General features: G+C 62.8%; 17 protein-coding genes, 3 tRNA genes and 2 pseudogenes. 12 read left to right on the forward strand and 10 right to left on the reverse strand.

Going from position 1 to position 17775, the window contains the following annotated elements; genetic code table 11:
* The 3 genes from G3436_RS09165 to G3436_RS09175 all read left to right on the forward strand — a co-directional run.
* The coding region (locus G3436_RS09165) for a DNA cytosine methyltransferase (protein ID WP_163943843.1) at positions 1–364 on the forward strand (364 nt) is incomplete at its 5' end.
* The gene (locus G3436_RS09170; RefSeq protein ID WP_163943840.1) at positions 361–537 is read left to right on the forward strand and encodes a hypothetical protein; all 177 of its coding nucleotides are present in this window, start codon (positions 361–363) and stop codon (positions 535–537) included. The genes G3436_RS09165 and G3436_RS09170, both read left to right, overlap by 4 nt.
* Positions 534–764, forward strand: coding sequence for a helix-turn-helix transcriptional regulator (locus G3436_RS09175; protein ID WP_178116381.1), 231 nt, complete (start codon positions 534–536; stop codon positions 762–764). The genes G3436_RS09170 and G3436_RS09175 overlap by 4 nt, the downstream gene beginning before the upstream one ends.
* Here G3436_RS09175 and G3436_RS09180 read toward each other — a convergent pair.
* The 4 genes and pseudogenes from G3436_RS09180 to G3436_RS09195 form a co-directional block, all read right to left on the reverse strand.
* Positions 725–1958, reverse strand: a pseudogene (locus G3436_RS09180) (tyrosine-type recombinase/integrase). The gene G3436_RS09175 and the pseudogene G3436_RS09180 sit on opposite strands and share 40 nt — an antisense overlap.
* 163 nt (positions 1959–2121) lie before the next feature.
* Positions 2122–2206, reverse strand: a tRNA-Leu gene (locus G3436_RS09185).
* Between the two features lie 53 nt (positions 2207–2259).
* Positions 2260–2335 (reverse strand) — tRNA-His (locus tag G3436_RS09190).
* Between the two features lie 41 nt (positions 2336–2376).
* Positions 2377–2453 (reverse strand) — tRNA-Arg (locus G3436_RS09195).
* 285 nt (positions 2454–2738) lie between these two features.
* On the opposite strand from G3436_RS09195, the gene folD reads away from it, so the two are divergent.
* The gene (gene folD / locus G3436_RS09200) at positions 2739–3593 is read left to right on the forward strand and encodes a bifunctional methylenetetrahydrofolate dehydrogenase/methenyltetrahydrofolate cyclohydrolase FolD (RefSeq protein ID WP_163943846.1); all 855 of its coding nucleotides are present in this window, start codon (positions 2739–2741) and stop codon (positions 3591–3593) included.
* A gap of 100 nt (positions 3594–3693) precedes the next feature.
* On the opposite strand, the gene G3436_RS09205 is transcribed toward folD, so the two are convergent.
* Genes G3436_RS09205 through G3436_RS09230 form a run of 6 tightly spaced genes read right to left on the reverse strand, consistent with a single transcriptional unit; the run spans position 3694 to position 9627 of the window.
* Positions 3694–5436 carry an ABC transporter substrate-binding protein gene (locus tag G3436_RS09205; RefSeq protein ID WP_163943850.1) on the reverse strand — a complete coding sequence of 581 codons (1743 nt, stop codon included), beginning with the start codon at positions 5434–5436 and terminating at the stop codon, positions 3694–3696.
* Between the two features lie 48 nt (positions 5437–5484).
* Entirely contained in the window at positions 5485–5757 is a 273-nt protein-coding gene (locus tag G3436_RS09210; RefSeq protein WP_163943853.1) for a DUF2160 domain-containing protein, read from the reverse strand.
* 11 nt (positions 5758–5768) lie between these two features.
* Positions 5769–6569 (reverse strand): carbohydrate ABC transporter permease, encoded by an 801-nt coding sequence (locus tag G3436_RS09215; RefSeq protein WP_163943856.1) that lies wholly within the window; start codon positions 6567–6569, stop codon positions 5769–5771.
* Between the two features lie 9 nt (positions 6570–6578).
* Positions 6579–7442 carry a carbohydrate ABC transporter permease gene (locus G3436_RS09220; protein ID WP_163943858.1) on the reverse strand — a complete coding sequence of 288 codons (864 nt, stop codon included), beginning with the start codon at positions 7440–7442 and terminating at the stop codon, positions 6579–6581.
* A complete protein-coding gene (locus G3436_RS09225) occupies positions 7439–8533 on the reverse strand; it encodes an ABC transporter ATP-binding protein (RefSeq protein ID WP_163943861.1) in 1095 nt (364 codons plus the stop codon). Before G3436_RS09225 ends, G3436_RS09220 begins: the two co-directional genes overlap by 4 nt.
* Positions 8533–9627 (reverse strand): ABC transporter ATP-binding protein, encoded by a 1095-nt coding sequence (locus G3436_RS09230; RefSeq protein ID WP_163943863.1) that lies wholly within the window; start codon positions 9625–9627, stop codon positions 8533–8535. Before G3436_RS09230 ends, G3436_RS09225 begins: the two co-directional genes overlap by 1 nt.
* 273 nt (positions 9628–9900) lie before the next feature.
* Here G3436_RS09230 and G3436_RS09235 point away from each other — a divergent pair, with 273 nt between their 5' ends.
* The 8 genes and pseudogenes from G3436_RS09235 to G3436_RS09270 all read left to right on the forward strand — a co-directional run bounded on the left by G3436_RS09235 (position 9901) and on the right by G3436_RS09270 (position 17706).
* The gene (locus G3436_RS09235) at positions 9901–11664 is read left to right on the forward strand and encodes a sigma-54-dependent Fis family transcriptional regulator (protein ID WP_163943864.1); all 1764 of its coding nucleotides are present in this window, start codon (positions 9901–9903) and stop codon (positions 11662–11664) included.
* A gap of 134 nt (positions 11665–11798) precedes the next feature.
* Complete coding sequence (gene ctlX / locus G3436_RS09240) at positions 11799–12716, forward strand: citrulline utilization hydrolase CtlX (protein ID WP_163943867.1); 918 nt, start codon at positions 11799–11801, stop codon at positions 12714–12716.
* Positions 12717–12740: 24 nt separating this feature from the next.
* Positions 12741–13787 carry an ornithine cyclodeaminase gene (locus G3436_RS09245; protein ID WP_163943870.1) on the forward strand — a complete coding sequence of 349 codons (1047 nt, stop codon included), beginning with the start codon at positions 12741–12743 and terminating at the stop codon, positions 13785–13787.
* A gap of 277 nt (positions 13788–14064) precedes the next feature.
* Positions 14065–14844 (forward strand): ABC transporter substrate-binding protein, encoded by a 780-nt coding sequence (locus tag G3436_RS09250; RefSeq protein ID WP_163943873.1) that lies wholly within the window; start codon positions 14065–14067, stop codon positions 14842–14844.
* Positions 14845–15000: 156 nt separating this feature from the next.
* Positions 15001–15643 (forward strand): annotated as a pseudogene (locus G3436_RS09255) (ABC transporter permease).
* On the forward strand, positions 15640–16353 hold the full coding sequence (locus tag G3436_RS09260; protein ID WP_163943876.1) for an ABC transporter permease: 714 nt from the start codon (positions 15640–15642) through the stop codon (positions 16351–16353). The pseudogene G3436_RS09255 and the gene G3436_RS09260 overlap by 4 nt, the downstream one beginning before the upstream one ends.
* A gap of 45 nt (positions 16354–16398) precedes the next feature.
* Positions 16399–17199, forward strand: a complete 801-nt coding sequence (locus tag G3436_RS09265) for an ABC transporter ATP-binding protein (protein ID WP_163943878.1) — start codon at positions 16399–16401, stop codon at positions 17197–17199.
* Between the two features lie 12 nt (positions 17200–17211).
* A complete protein-coding gene (locus G3436_RS09270) occupies positions 17212–17706 on the forward strand; it encodes an Lrp/AsnC family transcriptional regulator (protein ID WP_163943881.1) in 495 nt (164 codons plus the stop codon).
* Positions 17707–17775 lie beyond the last annotated feature (69 nt).

The raw sequence follows: 17775 nt of genomic DNA on the forward strand, positions 1-17775 counted from the left end.
CCAGGACAACGGCCGCTGGAGCGTAGCCGACCCACGGGTGCCGGCCGCCAATGACCGCCTGACCTGCATCATCACCAGCCTAGACGGCACCTGGCACCGACCGTTCACCACACTTGAGCTGGCAGCCATTCAAAGCCTGGTTGAGCCAGAGGAGCAGTTCGAACTGGACGGCCTCAGTGACCAGGCGTGGCGTGAGCGGATTGGCAATGCGGTACCACCAGACGCGGCCGAAGCGATCGCCGATGTGATGGGCACCACCCTGCTCCTCGCCGCCCTGGGCGAAACATTCATGCTCAGCAGCATGCCTATCTGGGTACGGCCGGTGGCTGTCGGCTTGAGCGTGTCACAGCAGGTAACCCAATGATTCGCCCATCCCGCATGCACTGCCAGAAACCCAAACGCCGGATGCGCAAACTCGATCTCAACATTATCTGCGACGTATGCGGCATGTCGCGAGCCCACGGTAATCATCAAAAGTGCAGTAAACAGCGCCAGGCGATCAATGCCGAGCTGCACCTGCAGGAGACTCAAGAATGACCAATACCATCGAATTCATCCGCCTGCCTGAAGTACGCCAGATCACCGGCATGGGAACCACGACCATTTACAAGATGGTGAATGAAGGCGCGTTCCCGAGGCAGGTAGCGCTGGGCGGCAGGAGCGTCGCCTGGGTACGCTCCGAGGTGCAAGAATGGGCCCTGAATAGAATTCAGCACTCCCGACTTCACTCCTCTTCCTGCATTGGCTCCAGCGTATCGATGTAGTCAGCCCAATCCTGCATCATCTCGCGGCGCTGCTCGACATACTCCGCATGGTTGTACGACCCCCTCACCTTGTTGGGGTCGGCATGCGAGAGCTGCGCCTCGATCCACTCCCCCTTGTAACCCATCTCATTGAGCGCGGTCGAAATCGTGCCGCGAATCCCGTGGCCGGTCAGCTTGCCCTGATACCCCAGCCGCTTGATGGCCACGTTGATGGTGTTTTCGCTCATCACCTGGCTTGGGTTGTTTCGACCAGTGAACAGCAGCTTGCAACGACCAGTGATCTGCAGCACCTGGCGCACCAGATCGACGGCCTGACGAGAAAGCGGGACCAGATAATGAGGAATCTCCCCACTCTCCGTACGCACACGGCTGCGCAGTTGCTTCACACCTTCCGGCGGGATGCGCCAAATGGCCTCATCCAGATCGAACTGACCAGGTGAAGCGTTCCGGATCTCGATCGTACGCACCCCTGTCAGCACCATCAGCCTTATTGCGCTGCTCGTCAGGACAGACATCTTCGAGGCTCGGACCTTCTGGAGGAACTCACCTACTTCCTCACGCTTCAGGTAAGGGTTGTGCTGAACAGGCGGCTGCACTGCAGCGACGATGTCGATGTCAGCTGCGGGATTGATCTCGTTAACACCCTCCGCGATGGCGTAGCGGAAAATCTCGTTCAACCAGCCCCTGCATTTCTCGGCCACATGAAGCGCGCCACGCCCTTCAATCGATCGCACCGTTTTCAGCACATCGGCACGTTTGATATCAGCGATCGGGTACTTGCCCAAAGCCGGAATGAGGTCCTTGTCCAGATAGCGACGGGACTGGGCCGCACTGCCTCTTCGCGTCCGTCAGGCGCTGCGCCTTGAAGCTGTGCCAACGGTTGGCCACCGCCTCGAATGTGTTCTCTACCCGGGCACCCGCTTCGTACTGCGACTGCCGGCGATCCGCACGCGGGTCGATACCCTTGGCGACAAGTGAGCGAGCCTTGTCGCGCAGCTCACGCGCCTCACGCAATGTCAGCTCAGGATAGGTGCCCAGCGAGATGCGGGGCTGCTTGCCGTGCCAGGAGAAACGGAAGTGCCAGGCCTTGGTGCCATTGGGGGAAACGTAGAGCGCCAGGCCATCGCTGTCGTTGAGCGTAAAGGGCTTGTCCTTGGGCTTGGATTGCCTGACGGCCGTGTCAGATAGAGGCATTTAGTACATTCCGGATAGGTCGAACTCGGTGTGTACTGAGGAATGTACTAGAAAATTCAGGAAGGGGGCGAATCGAGGTGAAAGCCCAGAAACGAAAAAAGCCGCTCAAGGCGGCTTATTCCGGGCTTTAACGCACTTCAACGAAGGGCGGTGAAAGCATCTATGGTGCGGACGAAGAGACTCGAACTCTTACAGCTTGCGCCGCTGGAACCTAAATCCAGTGTGTCTACCAATTTCACCACGTCCGCTTGAAGCTTTTAAAGCAAAGGCGCCGGATTTTCATCGGGCGCCTTTTAGAATATGGGGTGGACGATGGGGATCGAACCCACGACAACAGGAGTCACAATCCTGTGCTCTACCAACTGAGCTACGCCCACCATATTGCTTTACTGCTTTTACTTGTGCCAGCTGCCTGTAATGGCGCACCCGGCAGGACTCGAACCTGCGACCATCCGCTTAGAAGGCGGATGCTCTATCCAGCTGAGCTACGGGCGCATATTTAATCTGCTTTCCGTGAAGATTACAAATTAACTTTCAGTCCAACCGAACAAGCTATCAAAACCACTCATTCTGCCTGACCTTGCTAACCAGTGCTAGGCTCTGCCCGACAAGTGCGATGAATGTTATAGACGAGCGGCAAAGTCGTCAACACCTTTTTGAAAAAAATTCATTTTATTTAAGGGGTTAGGGGAATTGCCAGACCAAGCGCCTTTGCCCTGGCCCCCGGTCATGCGAGAATGCGCGCTCTTTTTATTCCCTCTCGATGGTTAATCACGCGTCATGACTGCACAACTTATCGACGGCAAGGCGATCGCCGCCAGCCTGCGCCAGCAGATCGCCCAACGTGTCGCGCAGCGTCGCGAGCAAGGCCTGCGCACCCCCGGCCTGGCAGTGATCCTGGTGGGCAGCGACCCGGCCTCTCAAGTCTATGTTTCGCACAAGCGTAAAGACTGTGAAGAGGTCGGCTTCATTTCCCAGGCCTACGACCTGCCCAACGACACCACCCAGCAGGCCCTGACCGACCTGATCGATCGCCTCAATGATGACGCGAACATCGACGGCATCCTGCTGCAACTGCCACTGCCGGCACACCTGGATGCCTCGCTGCTGCTGGAGCGCATTCGCCCGGACAAGGATGTGGACGGTTTCCACCCTTATAATGTCGGTCGCCTGGCGCAGCGTATCCCGCTGCTGCGCCCGTGCACCCCTAAAGGCATCATGACCTTGCTGCAAAGCACCGGTCAGGACCTGTACGGCATGAACGCGGTCGTGGTCGGCGCCTCCAACATCGTGGGCCGCCCGATGGCCATGGAGCTGCTGCTGGCCGGCTGCACCGTGACCGTCACCCACCGCTTCACCAAGGACCTGGCCGGCCACGTCGGCCGTGCCGACCTGGTGGTGGTTGCTGCCGGCAAGCCGGGGCTGGTCAAGGGCGAGTGGATCAAGCAAGGCGCGATCGTGATCGACGTCGGCATCAACCGCCAGGACGACGGCAAGCTGGTGGGCGATGTGGTCTACGAGACCGCCCTGCCCCGCGCCGGCTGGATTACTCCGGTGCCCGGTGGTGTCGGGCCGATGACCCGCGCATGCCTGCTGGAGAACACCTTGTATGCGGCTGAAGAGCTGCACAAGTAAGGCTCTGGTAGCGGCATGAGAAACGGCACCTTGGGGTGCCGTTTTTTTTGACTCGAATTTGATGGCCCCATCGCGGGGCAAGCCCGCGATGGCTCGCCCCTTACTTGCGCGCAGCCTCCCAGGATTTGAGCAGCTCGCTGTAGCTCACCGTCTCACCCTGCGGCTTCTCGTTGGCCAGCTTGGGCTTGGGCGCCCCCGGCTGGTCGAACCAGTACTGCGCATCACGCTCGGCATTCAGCTTCGGCCCGCAATTGGGCTGCGCCTTGGAACGCTCCAGCCGCGCCAGGATCGCATCCTGGTCCTTGGCCAACCCGTCCAGCGCCTGCTGCGGGGTCTTCTCGCCACTGGCCGCCTCGGCAATATGGCTCCACCACAACTGCGCCAACCGCGGATAGTCCGGCACGTTGGTACCGGTCGGTGTCCACTGCACCCGCGCCGGGCTGCGGTAGAACTCCACCAGCCCACCCAGCTTGGGTGCCAGGTCGGTCATGGCCTGCGAATTGATGTCCGACTCGCGAATTGGCGTCAGGCCCACGATGGTCTTTTTCAACGACACCGTCTTGGACGTGACGAACTGCGCGTACAACCACGCCGCCAACCGCTGTTTCTCGGGCGTCGACTTGAGGAAGGTCCAGGAACCGGTGTCCTGATACCCAAGCTTCATGCCCTCCTCCCAGTACGGCCCCTTGGGCGACGGCGCCATGCGCCATTTCGGCGTGCCATCGGCGTTCATCACCGGCAGGCCCGGCTTGGTCATGTCGGCGGTGAATGCGGTGTACCAGAAGATCTGCTGGGCGATGTTGCCCTGCGCCGGCACCGGGCCCGACTCGGAGAAGGTCATGCCCTGCGCCTCGGGCGGCGCGTAGGCGCGCATCCAGTCCACATACTTCTGCGTCGCATACACGGCCGCCGGGCCATTGGTGTCGCCGCCACGGGTCACGCTCGACCCCACCGGGTGGCAGTCCTCCACGCGTATCCCCCACTCGTCCACCGGCAAGCCGTTGGGCAGGCCCTTGTCGCCGCCGCCCGCCATGGAGAACCACGCATCAGTGAAGCGCCAGCCCAGCGACGGGTCTTTCTTGCCGTAGTCCATGTGCCCGTAGATGCGCTTGCCGTCGATCTCCTTGACGTCCTCACTGAAGAACTTGGCGATGTCTTCATAGGCCGACCAGTTCACCGGCACGCCCAGCTCATAGCCGTACTTCTCCTTGAATCTGGCCTTCAGCTCCGGGCGCTCGAACCAGTCGGCGCGAAACCAGTAGAGGTTGGCGAACTGCTGGTCGGGCAACTGGTAGATCTTGCCGTCGGGGGCGGTGGTGAAGGAGATACCGATAAAGTCCTTCAGATCCAGCGTAGGCGACGTGAAGTCCTTGCCTTCGTTGGCCATCAGGTCGGTGATCGACTCGGTCTTGCCATAGCGAAAGTGGGTGCCGATCAGGTCAGAGTCGTTCACCCAGCCGTCATAGATGTTCTTGTCCGACTGCATCTGGGTCTGCAGCTTCTCCACCACGTCGCCTTCCTGCAACAGGTCGTGGGTCAATTTGATCCCGGTGATCTCGCTGAAGGCCTTGGCCAGCACCTTGGACTCGTACTCATGGGTGGCGATGGTTTCCGACACCACGTTGATCTTCATGCCACGAAACGGCTCGGCGGCCTTGATGAACCACTTGAGCTCGTCCAGTTGCTGCTCCGGCGTCAGGGTCGAAGGCTTGAACTCGCTGCCGATCCACTTTTTCGCCGCGTCTTCAAAGGCGTCGGCCCAGGCGCTGGCAGGCAAGCTGCCAAGCACCAGCAAGGCGGCCAGGGTCAAGCCATGTCGCCGGTTCTTGTTGTTGTCGAACATAGTGATCTCCCGAGTTTAATTTCGCCGGGGCAACGCCGAATGGCGCCGCTAACCCCAGCGCATCACCACCAACAGCCAGGCCAGCGACAGCAGCGAGGCCACCCACAGGTCCCAGTCGGTCACGCCGATCACCAGCAAGTGCAGGTAGGCACTGACCAGCAGGCCGATGAACAACCGATCGCCACGGGTGGTGGCAATCGGCAGAAAACCACGACGTTCCACGCAAGGGCGACGCAACTCCAGCACCGTCATGCTCGCCAGCAACACCCCGATACCCGCGAAGAACAGCGCCGTGGGCAAGGTCCAGGCCATCCAGTCCATAGCGTTCTCCTTCAGACCCGGCCCAGGGCAAAGCCCTTGGCCACGTGGTTGCGAACAAACCAGATCACCAGCATGCCCGGCACGATGGTGAGCACCCCCGCCGCCGCCAGCACGCCCCAGTCGATGCCCGAGGCCGACACGGTGCGGGTCATCACCGCGGCGATCGGCTTGGCGTTGACCGAGGTCAGCGTGCGCGCCAGCAGCAGCTCGACCCACGAGAACATGAAGCAGAAGAACGCCGTCACGCCGATGCCCGAGCCGATCAGCGGGATGAAAATCTTGCCGAAGAAACGCGCGAAGCTATAGCCGTCGATGTACGCCGTCTCGTCGATTTCCTTGGGCACACCGGACATGAAACCCTCGAGGATCCACACCGCCAGCGGCACGTTGAACAGGCAATGGGCCAAGGCCACGGCGATGTGCGTGTCGAACAGCCCGATCGAGGAATACAGCTGGAAGAACGGCAACAGGAACACCGCCGGCGGCGCCATGCGATTGGTCAGCAGCCAGAAGAACAGGTGCTTGTCGCCCAGAAAGCGGTAACGCGAGAACGCATAGGCCGCCGGTAATGCCACGCCCAGCGAGATCACCGTGTTCAGGCACACGTAGTACAGCGAGTTGATGTAGCCGCTGTACCAGCTGGCGTCGGTGAAGATCACCCGGTAGTTGGCCAGGGTGAAGTCCTGCGGCCACAGCGTCAGGCCGCCGAGGATCTCGGTGTTACTCTTGAACGACATGTTCAGCAACCAGTAGATCGGCACCAGCAGAAACACGATGTACAGCAGCAGCGGCACGCTTTTGCGCAGGTTCATGGCGCCCTCCTACTGCTTGTCGGCGTGGGTCATGGCGGTATAGAACAGCCACGACACCAGCAGAATGATCAGGAAGTACACCAGCGAGAACGCCGCCGCCGGGCCCAGGTCGAACTGCCCCACGGCCATCTGCGTGAGGGTCTGGCTGAGGAAGGTGGTGGCGTTGCCCGGCCCGCCGCCGGTAAGCACGAACGGCTCGGTGTAGATCATGAAGCTGTCCATGAAACGCAGCATCACCGCAATCAGCAGCACGTTCTTCAGCTTGGGCAGCTGGATGTGCCGGAACACCGCCCAGGCCGAGGCACGGTCGATGCGCGCCGCCTGGTAATACACGTCGGGAATCGCGCGCAGCCCCGAGTAACACAGCAGCGCCACCAGCGAGGTCCAGTGCCACACGTCCATCACCAGCACTGTGACCCAGGCATCCATGGTGTTGGCCGCATAGTTGTAGTTGATGCCCAGCTGGTTCAACGAGGCGCCGAGCAGGCCGATATCGGCACGCCCGAAGATCTGCCAGATGGTGCCGACCACGTTCCATGGAATCAGCAGCGGGATGGCCATGACGATCAGGCACAACGACGACCAGCGCCCCTTGCTCGGCATGCTCAGGGCGATGCCGATGCCCAGCGGAATCTCGATCAGCAGCACGCACCCGGAGTACACGAACTGGCGCAGCAGCGAGTCGTGCAGGCGCGGGTCCTGCAACACCTGGCGGTACCAGTCGGCGCCGACGAAGTAGCGGCTGGACTGGTCGAAAATGTCCTGCACCGAATAGTTGACCACGGTCATCATCGGCACCACGGCGCTGAACGCCACCAGCAGGAACACCGGCAGCACCAGCCACCAGGCCTTGTTGTTATGCACCTTGTTCATGCCTGGGCCTCCAGCAGCACATCATCGACATACAGCATCAGCCACTGCGCCGGAAAACTGACCCAGGCCTGGCCCTCGGGTACCACGCGATCCTCGCCCAGGCGGGCCTTGAGTTTCGCGCCGTCCAGGTCCAGGGTCAGAATCCTGTAGGTGCCAAGGTCTTCGACATCCACCACCCGCGCGCGGTAGGCCTCGTCGAACGGCGCATCCCACACCTGCACGAACTCGGGGCGGATACCCACTTGCACCCGGGCCGCCGACAGGTGTGCCAGTTGCGCCTGCAGCGTGGTCGACAGCGGCAGGTGGGTCGAGGCAAAGCCGACCCCGCCGGGCTGCGCCTGGACCGTGATGAGGTTCATGCCGGGGCTGCCGATGAAGTAGCCGACAAAGGTGTGGCGCGGCCGCTCGAACAGTTCACGCGGGGTGCCGAACTGCACGATCTGCCCGCCGTACATCACCGCGATCTTCTCGGCGAAGGTCGAGGCCTCCAACTGGTCGTGGGTCACGTAGATCATGGTGATGTTGAACTGCTCGTGGATCTGCTTGAGCTTGCGCCGCAGCTTCCATTTCAGGTGTGGGTCGATCACCGTCAGTGGCTCGTCGAACAGGATCGCCGACACGTCGTCGCGCACCAGCCCGCGGCCCATGGAGACCTTCTGCTTCTCGTCGGCACTGAGGTTGCGCGCTTTTTTGTGCAGCACGCCGCCCAGTTCCAGCACCTCGGCGATTTCCGTCACCTTGGCAGTGACCCGTGCCTCGTCGTGGCCCTGGTTGCGCAGAGGAAAGGCCAGGTTGTCGAACACCGTCATGGTGTCGTACACCACTGGGAACTGGAACACCTGGGCGATGTTGCGCGCCTGCGGCGACAGCGTGTTGACCACCTTGCCGTCGAACAGCACCTGGCCCTGGGACGGGGTGAGCAGCCCGGAGATGAGGTTGAGCAAGGTCGACTTGCCGCAGCCCGACGGCCCGAGCAGCGCATAGGCCCCGCCCTGCTCCCACACATGGTCCAGCTCGCGTAGCGCATAGTCGTCGTTGCCGGGCGCCTTGCTGTAGCTGTGCGCCAGATGCTGCAGGCGAATCTCGGCCATCAGGCAGCCCTCGTTTCACGCACGCCAGGTGCCTGGATCAACGCACCGTCGGCCGCGAAGACGAACAACTTGTGGGTCGGAATGTAGATGCGAATAGGCGCATCGACACCGTACTCGTGCACGCCCGGCAGGTGCAGGATCAGGCTGAACTGCTCGTTGCGCACATGCAGGAAGGTTTCCGAACCGCTGATTTCGGCCAACTGCACCTGCACCGCCAGTTCCAGGTCATCGTCATTGGACGGCACCAGGCTGATATGGCTGGGGCGCACGCCAAAGCGGTAGTCGCCGTCGCCGATGCGCCGCAGGTCGGCATTCATCGCAAAGTGCACCACCCCGGCAAAACTGACTTCGTTGCCGGCGATACGCCCCGGCATCAGGTTGATCGGCGGCTCGGAAAACAGCTCGGCGGCCAGCACGCTGCAGGGCTGGTGGTACACGTACGGGGTCCGTCCGCTCTGCACGATGCGGCCCTCATGCAAGATCGTCGTGGTACCGCCCAGCGCCAGGGCCTCGTTCGGTTCGGTGGTGGCGTACACGGCAATGCAGTGGCGCATGGCGAACAGTTCGCGCATCTCCTGGCGCAGCTCTTCGCGCAGCTTGTAGTCCAGGTTCACCAGCGGCTCGTCGAACAGGATCAGTTCGGCGTCCTTGACCAGCGCCCGGGCCATGGCCGTGCGCTGCTGCTGGCCGCCGGAGAGTTCCAGCGGGTAGCGGCCGAGGTACTTCTCGATGCGCAGCATGGCAGCGGTGCGCTGCACCCGGTCGCGGATTTCGTCTTCGCTCATGCGCCCCTGGCGCAGCGGCGAGGCGATGTTCTCGAACACGCTGAGGGTCGGATAATTGATGAACTGCTGATACACCATCGACACATTGCGCTGGCGCACCGCACGCCCGGTGACGTCCACCGCGTTCATCAGTACCCGCCCGTGATCGGGCCGGTCCAGCCCGGCCATCAGGCGCATGAGGCTGGTCTTGCCGGCCAGGGTGCGCCCAAGCAGGACGTTGAACGACCCTGGCTCGAAACTCAGGCAGGCATCGGCGATACAGACCTGGCCGTCGACGGTACGGCTGACGTGCTCCAGCACAAGCGACATGGGCGAGCCTTTTCGTGTTGTTGGGCGGGCGCTGCAACAGAGCGAGATTCGTGCCAGCGCCGCGAACGTCACACAAGCCATTGATAAAGCTCAAGTTCATGTACAACGGCCATCGCACAGGGTGCACCGATGAACACAAATGAACACCCATGGCTGGACACTTGAACACCGGGGAATTGACAACGAACAAGACTGAACAACACTGGAGAAACGCTGGCGGCTGACACCAGGCCGCACCAAAACAACAATAAAGTCTTCGCACAGGACAGGCCCATGGCCGCTTCTGCCACACCTCACACACAACTGATCCAGGCATCCTGGGCACGCTGCCGGGCCTATGGCCTGGCACACCACTCAGTGCCGGACTTCGGCACCACCTCAGCGCACGACCTGAGCACGCTGCTGGAGCAACAGCGGCTGCTGCTGCACACCACCCGCGACCACGTGCTGCCAGGCTTCACGCACCTGCTTAGCCGCTCCCGCTACCTGATCATGCTCAGCGACGCCCAGGGCCAGTTGCTTGCGACCTGGGGCACCCAGCAGTGCGACCCGCGCCAGGCCCGCGGCTTCGAGCCGGGCGCCTGCTGGGGCGAGCACGGCGTGGGCACCAACGCCATCGGTACTGCCCTGGCCTGTCGTCAGGCGGTGCATGTGGGGCACGACGAACACTTCCTCAAGCTCAACCGCTTCATGGCCGGGGCCGCAGCACCGCTGTTCGACGGCGAACGGCAGTTGATCGGCGTGCTCGACGTGTCCAGCGACAGCTACCTGCCCTCGTCGCAGCCCCTGGGCCTGGTGCGCATGCTGAGCCAGAGCCTGGAGAACCGGCTGATCCTGCGCGGGTATGCCGGTCAGTGCTGGCAACTGCGCTTCACCACCGGGCCCAACAACCTCGACAGCCAATGGGCCGGGCTGCTGTTGTTCGACACCCAGGGCACGGTACGCGCGGCCAACCGGCGGGCCGACAGCCTGCTCGGGCAATGCCCGCTGCACGCCAGCGTGGAGCAGTTGTTCCAGCTGCCGCTGGGCCAACTGCTCGCGCACCGCCCCGCGCAGCCATTCGCAGTGCAGGTGGCCGAGCGCAACCGGTTTCACTGCCAGCTCGATGCGCCCACCGAATGCCCCGCGCAGGCGCTGCCCAGCGACACAGACCCGCGTATCGGCAAGGCACTGCACCAGGCTGGGCTGCTGCTGGAAAAAAACGTACCGCTGTTGATCCACGGCGAAACCGGGGTCGGCAAAGAGGTGTTCGTCAACGCCCTGCACCAGGCCAGCAGCCGCGCCGCGTGCCCGCTGGTGGCGGTCAACTGCGCCGCGATCCCGGCCGAGCTGGTGGAGTCGGAGTTGTTCGGCTACGAAAAAGGCGCGTTCACCGGCGCCCACCACAAGGGCAGCGCGGGGCTGATCCGCAAGGCCGACCACGGCATTCTGTTTCTTGACGAAATCGGCGACATGCCGCTGCCCACCCAGGCGCGCCTGCTGCGTTTTTTGCAGGAGCGCAGCATCCAGCCACTGGGCGGCGGCGAACCGATCACGGTGGACATCCGCGTGGTCTCGGCCACCAACCATGACCTGCCGGCCCAGGTGCGCGCTGGCCTATTCCGCCAGGACCTGTACTACCGCATCGCCGGGCTGAGCGTGCAGTTGCCAGCGCTACGCGAACGCAGCGACCGGCGTGCACTGATCGAGCAGTTGTACCAGCAGTACCGCGAGCCAGGACAGCCTGGCGGGCTGAGCCACAAGGTGCTGGCGCTGCTGCTGGAGCACCCGTGGCCGGGCAATCTGCGCCAGTTGGCCAGCGTGCTGCAGGTGGCACTGGCACTGGCCGGTCGCGCGCCGGTGGCACTTGAGCACCTGCCCGACAGCTTCTTCGTCGACCTGCCCGGTGCTGCGCCCCCTGCCGTTGCGCCCTGCGCAGACCTGGCCACGCGGCTCCAGGCGGCCAACGGCAATATCTCGCAACTGGCGCGGGAGCTGGGTGTCAGCCGCACCACGCTGTACAAGCGGCTGCAGGCGCAAGGGCTGATCGCGCCGTGAAACGGCACAGCCGATTCGGCTGCCAAACCGCACTTTTCAGCTTTCCCGGCTGAGCACCCTGCGCGCTTCAGCCGGGATTGCAACGCGGCTGCATCGACAATAGACGCACTGCCAACACCCGGATGCGTGCGTCGATGCAAACCACCAATACTGTCTTGATGATTCGCCCCGCGCGGTTCGCCTTCAACCCGGACACCGCCCTCAACAACCGTTTTCAGCAGCCCGCCCTCGACCCTGAACAGGCGCAACAGAAAGCGCTGCAGGAATTCGATGGCTACGTCGCTACCCTGCGCCAGCATGGCGTCGAGGTGCTGGTGGTGCAGGACACGCCGGCACCGCACACCCCCGATTCGATCTTCCCCAACAACTGGTGGAGCAGCCACGCCGACGGCAGCCTGGTGCTGTATCCGATGGAGGGCCAGAACCGTCGCCTGGAACGTGACAAAGGCGTGCTGCAGGTACTTGCCGAGCGCTTCACGGTGCACCAGACCATCGACCTGAGCCCACTGGAGCAGCAGAGCATGTTCCTGGAAGGCACCGGCAGCATGGTCCTCGACCGCGAACACCGCATCAGCTACGCCTGCCACTCCGGCCGCACCCACACCGAGGCGCTGCGCCAGTTCGCCGACCAGCTGGACTATCGCCTGTGCCTGTTCCACGCCGTCGATCGCCACCAGGCACCGATCTATCACTGCAATGTGATGATGAGTGTAGGCCGCGGGCTTTCGGTGGTGTGCCTCAAGGCGCTGCCCGATAGCGACGAACGCCGGGCCCTGGAAAACAGCCTGCGCGATACCGGCAAGGACATCCTCGCACTCGACTACGACCAGCTCGAAGGCTTCGCCGGCAACATGCTGGAAGTGCACGACAAGCACGGCCAGCCACTGCTGGTGATGTCGCGCAGCGCCTGGCGCTCACTGCACCCCGAACAACGCCGGCAGGTCGAACTGCACACCCACCCGGTGGTGGTGAACATCGACAACATCGAACGCATCGGCGGCGGCAGCGCACGCTGCATGCTCGCCGAAGTCCACCTGCCCGTGCGCAACTGAACCGCCTACAAGAAGGAGCACATCATGACCCGCTACATCGACGTTACCGACCTCAGCCAACTGGTAGCACGCAAGGGCCTGACCACCTGCCTGGGTGAAATGGCCGAGTACATCCGCGAGGACTACCTGCGCTGGCACGACTTCGAAAAATGCGCGCGCCTGGCCAACCACTCGCCCGACGGTGTAATCGAACTGATGCCGGCCTCCGATGCCAACCTGTATGCCTTCAAGTACGTCAACGGGCACCCGAAGAACACCCAGCGCGGCATGCTCACGGTGATGGCCTTCGGCGCCCTGGGCGACGTCGACACCGGTGCACCGCTGCTGCTCAGCGAAATGACGCTGACCACCGCCATCCGCACCGCCGCAACCTCGGCCCTGGCCGCACGCTACCTGGCCCGGCCGAACAGCCGCAGCATGGCGCTGATTGGCAACGGCTCGCAGAGCGAATTCCAGGCCATTGCCTTCCATGCGCTGCTGGGTATCGAAGAGATCCGCCTGTATGACCTGGACCCGAAGGCCACTGCCAAGCTGGCAGCCAACCTGCGCGCCTTCCCGGCAATCAAGGTGGTGCTGGCCGCCTCGGTGGCCGAGGCGGTGCGCGGCGCCGACATCGTCACCACGGTGACCGCCGACAAGGCCTACGCCACCATCCTCAGCGCCGACATGATCGAGCCCGGCATGCACCTGAATGCCGTGGGCGGCGACTGCCCGGGCAAGACCGAACTGCACCGCGATATCGTCGACGCTGCACGGGTGATCGTCGAATACGAACCGCAAAGCCGCATCGAAGGCGAAATCCAGCAGATGCCCGCCGACTCGCCGATCACCGAGTTCTGGCAAGTGGTCAATGGCGATGTGGCGGGCCGCGAGCACGACGCACAGGTCACGTTGTTCGACTCGGTCGGCTTCGCCATCGAAGACTACTCGGCCCTGCGCTATGTGCTGGACGTGGCCAAGGCCCTGGAAATCGGCCATGAGATCGACCTGGTACCCGACCTGAAAGACCCCAAGGACCTGTTCGCCCTGCTCCAGCCGCAACGTCAGGCAGTAGAGAAGAAACGCGCCTAAACCGCGCCTTGGCACCACGGGAAACGGCCGTGCAGCGGGTACGGCCGTACGAAAAACGCTGCGCCAGAGCCTAAACAGGAGGTGCAACAGCCGATTCGGCTGCCAGTCATTCCTTAACAGCACAATCCGGCAGCCAGCGCCGGAGCAAACGACACAAAAAAAATGCTGCCCTCACGCATTCTGACGGCCACACCGAAGAGTCTTCAAAAGACCGCGGCTACGGCCAACGAAGCGCTTACTGCCCTAACATCAACTACAAAACACAGGGATTACTCATATGACTTCGCTGCGAAAATTGCTCAGCGTGCTGCTCTTGCCTTTGTGCGCGAGTGCAGCCCAGGCCCAGGAATGGAAAGAAATCCGTTTCGGCGTGTTCCCCGAATACCCCCCCTTTGAATCGGTTGCCGCCGATGGCAGCCTGCAAGGCTTCGACATCGAGCTGGGCAATGCCATCTGTGAAAAGCTGCAGGTCAAATGCACCTGGGTGCATAACGAATTCGACGGCATGATCCCGGCACTGCGGGCGCGCAAGTTCGACGCCATCATGTCGTCGATGGCCGTGACCCCGGCACGCCAGAAGCAGATCGACTTCTCCGACCGACTGTTCCTCAGCCCCACCTCGATCATCACGCGCAAGGGTGCAGGCTTCGGCGACACCCCCGAGTCGCTCAAGGGCAAGCAGGTCGGCGTGCTGCAAGGCTCGCTGCAGGAAGCCTACGCCCGCGCCAAACTGGCGCCGTTGGGTGCGCAGGTCAAGGCCTACCAGGCCCAGGACCAGAACTACGCCGACCTGATGAACGGGCGCCTGGACGCAACCCTCACCGACAAGCTCGAAGCGCAGCTCAACTTCCTCACCAAACCTGAAGGCGCCGAGTTCCAGAGCGGCCCAGCGATCAAGGACCCGACCCTGCCCCTGGACATCGCCATGGGCCTGCGCAAGAACGACGCCGAGCTCAAGGCGCTGCTCAACAAGGGCATCGCTGCCGTGCTGGCCGATGGCACCTTCGCCAAGATCCAGAAGAAGTACGTGGGCGACCTCGACATCTATAACGAGTGACCCGCCTGCAGTGGCCGGGCCCGTGCGGCCCGGCCCGCTGCCGCACCCGCCTTTGGTCCTACCGAGAGTTTTCCCGTGAACGACTTCCTTACCTCGACCGGCTTGCAGGCCTTGAGCTTGCAGGGCTTCGGCCCGCTGTTGCTGCAAGGGACATGGATGACCCTGCAATTGGCCTTTCTGTCATTGGGCCTGAGCCTGCTGCTGGGCCTGATCGGCGCCAGCGCCAAGCTGTCTTCACTGCGCATCCTGCGCATTCCCGCCACCCTCTACACCACGCTGATTCGCAGCGTGCCCGACCTGGTGCTGATCCTGCTGATCTTCTACACCCTGCAGCTGTGGCTCAACGACCTCACCGAACTGCTGGCTGGGACTACTTCGAAATCAACCCGTTCATGGCCGGGGTGATTACCCTGGGTTTCATCTACGGCGCCTACTTCACCGAGAACTTTCGCGGCGCGATCCTCAGCGTGCCCCACGGCCAGCTGGAAGCGGCCACCGCCTATGGCCTGAGCCGCGTCCAGCGCTTTCAACTGGTGCTGTTCCCGCAACTGATGCGTTTTGCCTGCCGGGGCTGGGCAACAACTGGCTGGTGCTGCTCAAGTCCACTGCACTGGTGTCGATCATCGGCCTGTCCGACCTGGTCAAGGCGGCGCAGAACGCGGGCAAGACCACCAATGACCCGCTGTATTTCCTGATCATCGCCGGCTTGATCTACCTGCTTATCACCACCCTCTCCAATCGCCTGTTCAAGTACCTGGAACGGCGCTACAACACCGGCATCAAGGGGCTGGCATCATGATCGAACTGTTCCAGGAATACGGTCAGTCCTATCTGTACAGCGATGGCGCCGGCCTGTCGGGGCTGGCCATGACGCTGTGGTTGTTCATCGTGACCACCCTGTTTGGCTTCGTGCTGTCGCTGCCGCTGGCGCTGGCGCGGGTTTCACGCAAATGCTGGCTGCGCTGGCCAGTGGAGTTCTACACCTTCGTGTTTCGCGGCACGCCGCTGTATATCCAGCTGCTGATCTGCTACACCGGGCTGTACAGCCTGGAGGTGGTGCGTGATACCGCGCTGCTCGACCAGTTCTTTCGCAATGCACTGAACTGCACGCTGCTGGCTTTCGTACTCAACACCTGCGCCTATACCGTGGAGATCTTTGCCGGGGCCATTCGCAATATCCCCCATGGCGAGATCGAGGCGGCCCATGCGTATGGCCTGCATGGCTGGCGCCTGAACCTGTTCGTGGTGCTGCCGGCCGCCCTGCGGCGCTCGCTGCCGGTGTACAGCAACGAGCTGATCCTGATGCTGCATGCCACTTCGCTGGCGTTTACCGCCACCGTCGCCGACATCCTCAAGGTGGCCCGCGACGCCAACGCTGCGACCTTTCTGACCTTCCAGGCCTTCGGTATCGCGGCCGTCCTGTACATGCTGCTGTCCTTCGCACTGGTCGGGCTGTTCCGCCTGGCCGAGCGCCGCTGGATGCGTTTCCTTGTTCCTGCCCGAGGCTAACCCATGACCCTTACCGCCCACGTCCAGTCAAACCACGGCCAGCCCATGAGCGAAACCCGCACCACGGCGTTGCACAACAGCGGCGCAATCAAGCTGAGCGTCGATGCCCTGCACAAAAGCTACGGCGACCACCAGGTCCTCAAAGGCGTCTCTCTGCAGGCGCGCAAAGGCGACGTGATCAGCCTGATCGGCGCCAGCGGCTCGGGCAAGAGCACCATGCTGCGCTGCATCAATTTCCTTGAGCAGCCCGACGCCGGGGTGATCACCCTCGACGATCAGAGCATCGAGATGCACCAGGGCCGCACCGGCACACGGGCACCGAACCCCGCCCAGTTGCAGAACCTGCGCACGCGCCTGGCAATGGTGTTCCAGCACTTCAACCTGTGGAGTCACATGACCGTGCTGGAGAACATCTGCCTGGCACCGCGACGGGTGCTGGGGGTAAGCTCGCGCGACGCCGAAAGCCGCGCCCGCGCGTACCTGGACAAGGTCGGCCTGCCAAGCCGCGCCGCCGATCAGTACCCGGCCTTCCTGTCTGGCGGCCAGCAGCAGCGCGTGGCGATTGCACGGGCACTGGCCATGGAACCGGAGATCATCCTGTTCGACGAGCCAACCTCTGCGCTGGACCCGGAGCTGGTGGGCGAAGTGCTCAAAGTCATACAGACGCTGGCCGAGGAAGGCCGTACCATGCTCATGGTGACGCACGAGATGGGCTTTGCCCGCCAGGTGTCGAGCCAGGTGCTGTTCCTGCATCAGGGCCGGGTCGAAGAACAGGGCGGCCCGCAGATGCTCGACCAGCCGCAGAGCGAACGCCTGCAGCAATTTCTCTCCAACCGCTTGAAGTGAATCAACACCATCATGGAAACCAAGGCCAACCGCTCGCACGCCACGCCGCCGCTGGACCGTATCGACGAGGCGATCATCGACGTGCTGCGCCATAACGGGCGTATCACCTATGAAAAGCTCTCTTCACTCGTGCACCTCACACCCAGGCCTTGCCTGGAGCGGGTGCGCAAGCTGGAGCGGCGCGGGGTGATTCGCGGCTACGGTGCGATCATCGATGTGCAGATGGTGTCGCCCGGGCTGTCGCTGCTGGTGCTGGTGGCCCTGTCCAACCAGAGCGGGCGTTCGGCGCAAAGGGCCTTCGAGGCGTGCATGAAGGCCTGCCCGCAGGTGCTGGAGTGCCAGCTGATCAGCGGGCACTTCGACTACAGCCTGCGCATGCGCTGCCGTGACATGGAGCACTACCGGGTGTTGACCGAGACGTGGATGAACAACGACGAGTTGCACATCGACAAGCTGGTGGCACACCCGGAGCTGGCGGTGGTGAAGAACACCGCGCCGCAACTGTAAGCTCGAATGCTCTTCAACAGGGCCGGCCCCTTCGCTGGCAAGCCAGCTCCCACAAGGGGCAGTGGTAAT

Source organism: Pseudomonas brassicae (genome assembly GCF_010671725.1).
Taxonomy (GTDB): Bacteria; Pseudomonadota; Gammaproteobacteria; order Pseudomonadales; family Pseudomonadaceae; genus Aquipseudomonas; species Aquipseudomonas brassicae.